Below are 6338 nucleotides of genomic sequence, written 5' to 3'. Positions count from 1 at the left end.
CTGCGTCTTTCTTGTTTCGGTTTTTCTCTCACCAACACTATTTTTGAAAGAGCCAGAAAAAGATTAAAGGGATTGAATCCCGGCCAGACGGAAGGAAGAAAAATAGACGGGAACCGGCGTAGAACTGATTTGTTTTCATGAGTTTCAGAAAGGGATCGGCAGTTATTGACCCATTCTCTCGCAAAGCGGTTTCAATCTGAAAAAGAAACTCTTATAATGATAGGAAAGGGAAGGGTGACTTATGAAAACAGTTTATATCCATGGAATCCTGTTAGATGGTTCCGAGAACATGGAACCGCAGACGGGGATGGCCGTGATTACCGAAGGGGAAAAAATTATCGCGGTCGAGCCGCAGCAGTCCGCTTATGAAGGCGCGCAGGTCGTCGATCTGAAAGGGCAGTACATCATGCCGGGGTTGATCAATCTGCACGTTCATCTGCCGGCTAACGGCAAGCCGAAGAAGAAACAGAGTGATCCGAAGAAATTGGTCAAGCTGATGACAAGCAACAATTTCCTGCGCAAAATCATGTTGAAGATGTGCGAAGGGTACGCAAAGACACAGCTGATGAGCGGCGTAACGACGATCCGCACGGTCGGTGGCGTTGAGGACGTCGATACGAAAATCCGCGATGCGGTGCTGGCGGGCAAAATTGACGGACCGCGGATTTTGGCGGGGAATATGGCAATTTCCGTGCCGGGCGGCCACATGGCCGGATCATTGGCGTATGAGGCGACCTCTCCGGAACAGGCACGGTCTTTTGTTCGTCAGATCGCCAAGGAAAAGCCGGATCTGATCAAGCTGATGATCACTGGCGGCGTGCTGGACGCGAAGGTTAAAGGGGAGCCGGGAGAATTGAAAATGTCGCCGGAAATCGTGAAGGCGGCGTGCGAAGAAGCGCATGCTCTGGGGCTGCAGGTAGCGGCGCATGTGGAAAGTCCGCAGGGCGTACAGGTCGCGTTGGAAAACGGCGTCGATACGATCGAGCATGGCGCGATGCCGAGCGCGGAGATTATCCAGCTGTTCAAAGACCGCAAGGCCTGCCAGGTGGCAACACTGTCACCCGCCCTGCCTTATGCATTATTTGACCGGGCTGTCAGTCATGTTTCGGAAATGGAACAGTACAATGGCAAGGTCGTTTTCGACGGCATTGTCGAATGTGCGAAGGAATGTTTGGCCAACGGCATTCCGGTCGGCCTGGGCACGGACACGGGATGTCCGTATATCACGCATTACGATATGTGGCGGGAAGTCAACTACTACCATAAGTTCTGCGGTGTTTCCAACGCTTTCGCGCTGTATACCGCGACTAAACGCAACGCCGAGCTGGTGGGAATCGATGATCAGACAGGTTCCATCGAGGTCGGCAAGTGTGCGGATTTCATCGTCACGGAAAAGAATCCGCTGGAAGATTTAACAGCGCTGAGGAAGGTCAGCATGGTGGTCGCCCGCGGCAAGCGTTATGCGGACCCGCAGGTCAAGAAAATGCCGGAGGTCGAACAGGCGCTGGATCAGTTTATTTAGACATAAGGATATAAAGACACAGGTCGCCGGACTGCAGAGATACAGCCCGGCGATCAGTTTATAAAGCTTAAAGAGGGATGAATAAGCAGTCAATTTGATCATTTGGAGATTCAATGATATCAAATTTACAAAAATGATAAAATTGAATAGGGCTATTCCAGATATCATAATAGAAATCAATCCACCCATAGGAGTAATAATAGAATTATCGATTATAAAAATTGAATTCAGGCTACGATGAGAACGTATAGTGGAGGACGATCATGATAGAAAGAAAGACATACTTAGATCAGCTTTCAGCCTGGAAAGATGAAAAAGTCATCAAGGTGATCACCGGTATTCGCCGTTGCGGAAAATCGACACTATTAAAGCAAATGCAGGAACGTATGATAAAAGAAGGGATAATAGAAGATCAAATTATTTCAATCAATTTTGATGGCTTGGAAGATGAAGCTTTGTTAGATTATAAGACACTATATGCTTTATTCAAAAGCAGCTTTGTTTAAATAAAAGGACCTATATCTTTCTTGATGAAATTCAAAGAGTAGAAGCTTTTGAAAAAGTCGTCGACAGTCTCTTTTTAAAGGAAAATGTGGATATTTATATAACAGTTTCCGATACTTATTTACTTTCTGGTGATTTAGTTACTTTATTGTCAGGCCGCTATATTGAAATTACGTTGTTGCCTTTATCCTTCAAGGAAGTTGTTGAAGCGCAAAAACCAGAGAATCTCGATCAGGCATTTTTGAACTATATGCGTAACGGCGGCTTTCCTTATCTTGCCACAGTGAACAAGACATCCGAAAAAGCTCCGGATTATCTGGAAGGAATTCTGAATACAGTCGTTGTAAAAGATATCGAAGAACGTCAGAATCGAAAAAATAACGACGGGAATCAGCGAAAAACAACAGATGCGGCGTTATTGCTTACCATCGCTCGTTATTTGGCGAGTGTCGTTGGCAGTCCGGTATCCGCTAAAAAGGTAACAGATACGCTGATTTCCAGCGGCAGAAAAATTTCGCCGAATACCGTGAGCGATTACATGGAAGCTTTGTCAGAAGCGTTTATTTTTTACAAGGCAGATCGTTTTGACGTCGTAGGAAAACAATTACTGAAGGTTAATGCGAAATGGTATCTTGTGGATTTAGGACTTCGGACTGTGATGCTGCCGCGAAAGAATTATGATCTCGGTTTTTCGATTGAAAATATCGTATATTTAGAACTTCTACGAAGAAGATATCGCGTGTATATCGGTAAACTGGGAAATACAGAAATTGACTTTGTAGCTCAAAAACAGGATATAATCACGTATATTCAGGTAACAGCGAACATGACGGCGGAAGAAACGTTTAATCGTGAAATGAAGCCTCTGCAAAATATCCAGGATAATTATGAGAAAATTGTTCTTACTTTGGATCGTTTTACACCCGGAAATTACAATGGAATTAAAGTCGTGAATGTCATTGACTGGCTGCTTGAAGAATCGAATGCATAGGGGCGATATGTTCTTCGGTATTACGTGGTGTGCTCAGAATACGATCGAAAAAATCATGCAGGTCTGTAAAGCTCTGAGGACTGGTTAAAGATTTTAGTAAGTAAGCTTTAAGAATAGCCAAGGAAGGTGAGCGGAATAATGAATTATGAAATTGTAGAGGGAATTGATGAATCTTCTTATTTTGTTTTGCCCTGCCATCGTAAAGGGTAAGAAAAAAATATGCTATGATAATGTAGTGCTGAACCCGGTCAAAAAAAGTCTTTTATATACTATATGTGTGATGATCAAGATCCTGATTATGGTAATAATGATCCAGCAGCAATAAGACAACATATGAGGTGGTCATTGATTTTTATGACGGTTTGGAAAAAGACTGCGTAAAATGGTGAAAAAAACCCGAAAACCAATCTCATATCTCTATTATGAGACCTTAATTAAGTAAAGTTATGGCATGATTAAACGCAACGATGTCCTAATCTAATAATTCAAGTTCACTTTTTTAGCAATTCAATTTTATCATTTTAGATTTTAATTATATCAAAATTCAAAAAATGATAAAATTGAATTGCTTTTTGATAATATTGAATCTATAATGAAACTGTCGGAAAGCATAAATTCTAAATTCGTTTAAATAGGAATTCTGATTTCTGGACTTATTGATGTTTCTCTGCAGAAAGGAGACGGATATGAAAAAATTTGAATATAGCGAATTATCGAAAAGTTTATTGACACCTCAAATTGTTTCCTTATTGACAACTATTCATGAATATAAAGGGGAACAAAATCTGTTCATTGAATCCAATGCAGATAAATTAAGCGATCTTGTTGAAATTGCAAAGATTCAAAGCGTAGACGCGTCGAATAAGATTGAAGGCATTTATACATCTGATGAGCGATTAAAGAAAATTGTTATGGATAAAACGATGCCTAAGACCAGAAATGAGAAAGAAATAGCGGGTTATCGGGACATATTAAATATGATTCACGAAAACTATGATTACATTCCGATTCGATCAAATTACTTTTTACAGCTGCATGGAGGGATGTATAAGTTTACAGGTTTAAGCATTGGTGGAAAATATAAGAATGCCGATAATATCATCGCTGAAACGGATTCTCAAGGGAATAGTAAAATCAGATTTCGCCCCGTCGAATCATGGAGAACGCCTGAAGCTATTGATGAATTATGTGATGCATACAATCAAGCCTTGAAAGATAATGTTGATCCACTTCTTTTGATGCCCATGTTTATTTTAGATTTCCTTTGCATTCATCCGTTTAATGATGGCAACGGAAGAATGAGCCGATTACTAACATTATTACTTTTGTATAAATCAGGCTATATTGTCGGCAAATATATCAGCATCGAAAAGCTAATTGAAACTACAAAAGAAAGCTATTATGAAGCTTTGCAGCAAAGTTCGCTAGGCTGGCATGAAAATAATAATGACTATACACCCTTTGTTGAATATTATCTAGGTGCCATTGTTGCCGCATATCGCGATTTTTCTTCACGAGTCCAAATTCTGATTGAATCCGGATTTTCTAAACCTGAAAGGGTACGCGCAATTATTAAACGAAATGTGGGCAAGATTACAAAAACGGAGATTATGAAACAATGTCCGGACATCAGTCAGATTACGATTCAAAGAGCTTTAATTGAATTAGTTGATAAAGGAGAAATCATCAAGATTAGCGGAGGAAGATATACTTCCTATATTTGGAATGAGGAGAAAGAATAATGATTACAGGTGAATTAAAAAATAAGATTGATAGTTTATGGGATATCTTTGCGGCAGGTGGCTTAACCAATCCGTTAGAAGTTATTGAGCAAATAACGTATCTAATGTTCATTCGTGATTTAGATGATGTAGATAATAAAAATGCAAAAGAAAATGCGATACTGGGTTTACCCTTTAAAAGTATTTTCTCAGAACAAGTTCAAATTGGTGAAAGGTCAATTAATGGGAATCAACTTAAATGGTCAGTCTTTCATGATTTTCCTGCCGGCAAGATGTATGAGATTATGCAAGATTGGGTTTTTCCTTTTATTAAGAATCTACATGCTGATAAGAACAGTGCGTATTCAAAATACATGGATGATGCGATATTTAAATTACCAACTCCTTTAGTTTTATCTAAGGTCATTGATTCACTGGATGATATTTATGATTCTATGAGCAAATCTGAAAAAAAAGATATCCGAGGAGATGTATACGAATATCTTTTGTCGAAGATTGCGACGGCGGGCAGGAATGGTCAGTTCAGAACACCAAGACATATTATTGAAATGATGGTCAAATTAGTAAATCCGAAACCAGAAGATACGATTTGTGATCCTGCTTGTGGAACCGCAGGATTTCTAGTTGAAGCCAGTACTTATCTTATCGACACTTATAAAAATGATATTTTAATGAATAAGGAAAATCGAGATCACTACATGAATCATATGTTTCATGGTTTTGATATGGATCGAACGATGCTTCGAATTGGAGCCATGAACATGATGACACATGGGGTAGAATCTCCTTTCATTGAGTATCGGGACAGTCTTTCGGATCAAAATTTGGATCAGGATAAATACTCGTTAGTTTTAGCCAATCCTCCGTTTAAAGGCACATTAGATGCGGAATCCGTATCATCCGATCTGTTAAAAGTCGCTAAAACAAAAAAGACTGAGTTGTTATTCTTGGCTTTATTTATAAGAATGTTAAAGATTGGCGGTCGTTGCGCTTGTATTGTTCCAGACGGAGTTTTGTTTGGATCAAGCAACGCTCATGTGCAAATCAGAAAAGCGCTTATTGAGGAGAATCGACTGGAAGCTGTCATTTCCATGCCGTCTGGCGTATTTAAGCCATATGCCGGAGTTTCTACAGGAATCCTCATTTTCACGAAGACAGGTCACGGTGGAACAGATAAAGTCTGGTTCTATGATATGAAAGCTGACGGCTTTTCATTGGATGATAAACGTTCAATAGTCAAAGAAAATGATATTCCAGATATCATTAATAGATTTAAAAACCTTGATAAAGAAATTGATAGAAAACGTACAGATCAAAGCTTCTTTGTCAATAAAGAAGAAATTGTGAATAACAACTATGATCTTTCTATTAACAAATATAAAGAAGTCGTGTATGAAAAAGTGGAGTATGCGCCAACTCATGAAATACTTGCGGATATTGTGGCATTAAACAAAGAAATAGATAAGAATTTAGAAGAATTAAAGGCTTTACTGGAGGAATAGAAAGGAGGAAAATCTGAATGATAAATTCGGATTTATAGGGATGGACGTGGTAAAATCTTTTGATGATATTTTCCTTG

General features: G+C 39.5%; 5 protein-coding genes. All 5 read left to right on the top strand.

Features of this window, described 5'->3' with window-relative positions; all coding sequences use genetic code 11:
• Nucleotides 1–241: 241 nt before the first annotated feature.
• Complete coding sequence (locus I2G61_RS16105; protein ID WP_195548468.1) at nt 242–1522, top strand: amidohydrolase family protein; 1281 nt, start codon at nt 242–244, stop codon at nt 1520–1522.
• 263 nt (nt 1523–1785) lie between these two features.
• On the top strand, nt 1786–2028 hold the full coding sequence (locus I2G61_RS16705; RefSeq protein ID WP_200798748.1) for an AAA family ATPase: 243 nt from the start codon (nt 1786–1788) through the stop codon (nt 2026–2028).
• Nucleotides 1998–3017, top strand: coding sequence for an ATP-binding protein (locus tag I2G61_RS16590; protein WP_370544685.1), 1020 nt, complete (start codon nt 1998–2000; stop codon nt 3015–3017). Before I2G61_RS16705 ends, I2G61_RS16590 begins: the two co-directional genes overlap by 31 nt.
• A gap of 686 nt (nt 3018–3703) precedes the next feature.
• Nucleotides 3704–4759 carry a Fic family protein gene (locus I2G61_RS16095; RefSeq protein ID WP_195548467.1) on the top strand — a complete coding sequence of 352 codons (1056 nt, stop codon included), beginning with the start codon at nt 3704–3706 and terminating at the stop codon, nt 4757–4759.
• Entirely contained in the window at nt 4759–6261 is a 1503-nt protein-coding gene (locus tag I2G61_RS16090) for a class I SAM-dependent DNA methyltransferase (protein ID WP_195548466.1), read from the top strand. Before I2G61_RS16095 ends, I2G61_RS16090 begins: the two co-directional genes overlap by 1 nt.
• The last annotated feature ends 77 nt before the right edge of the window (nt 6262–6338 follow it).

This window comes from Holdemania sp. 1001095H_141210_F2 (genome assembly GCF_015558105.1).
Lineage (GTDB): Bacteria > Bacillota_I > Bacilli_A > Erysipelotrichales > Erysipelotrichaceae > Holdemania.
This window is presented reverse-complemented; position numbering and strand designations above follow the sequence as displayed.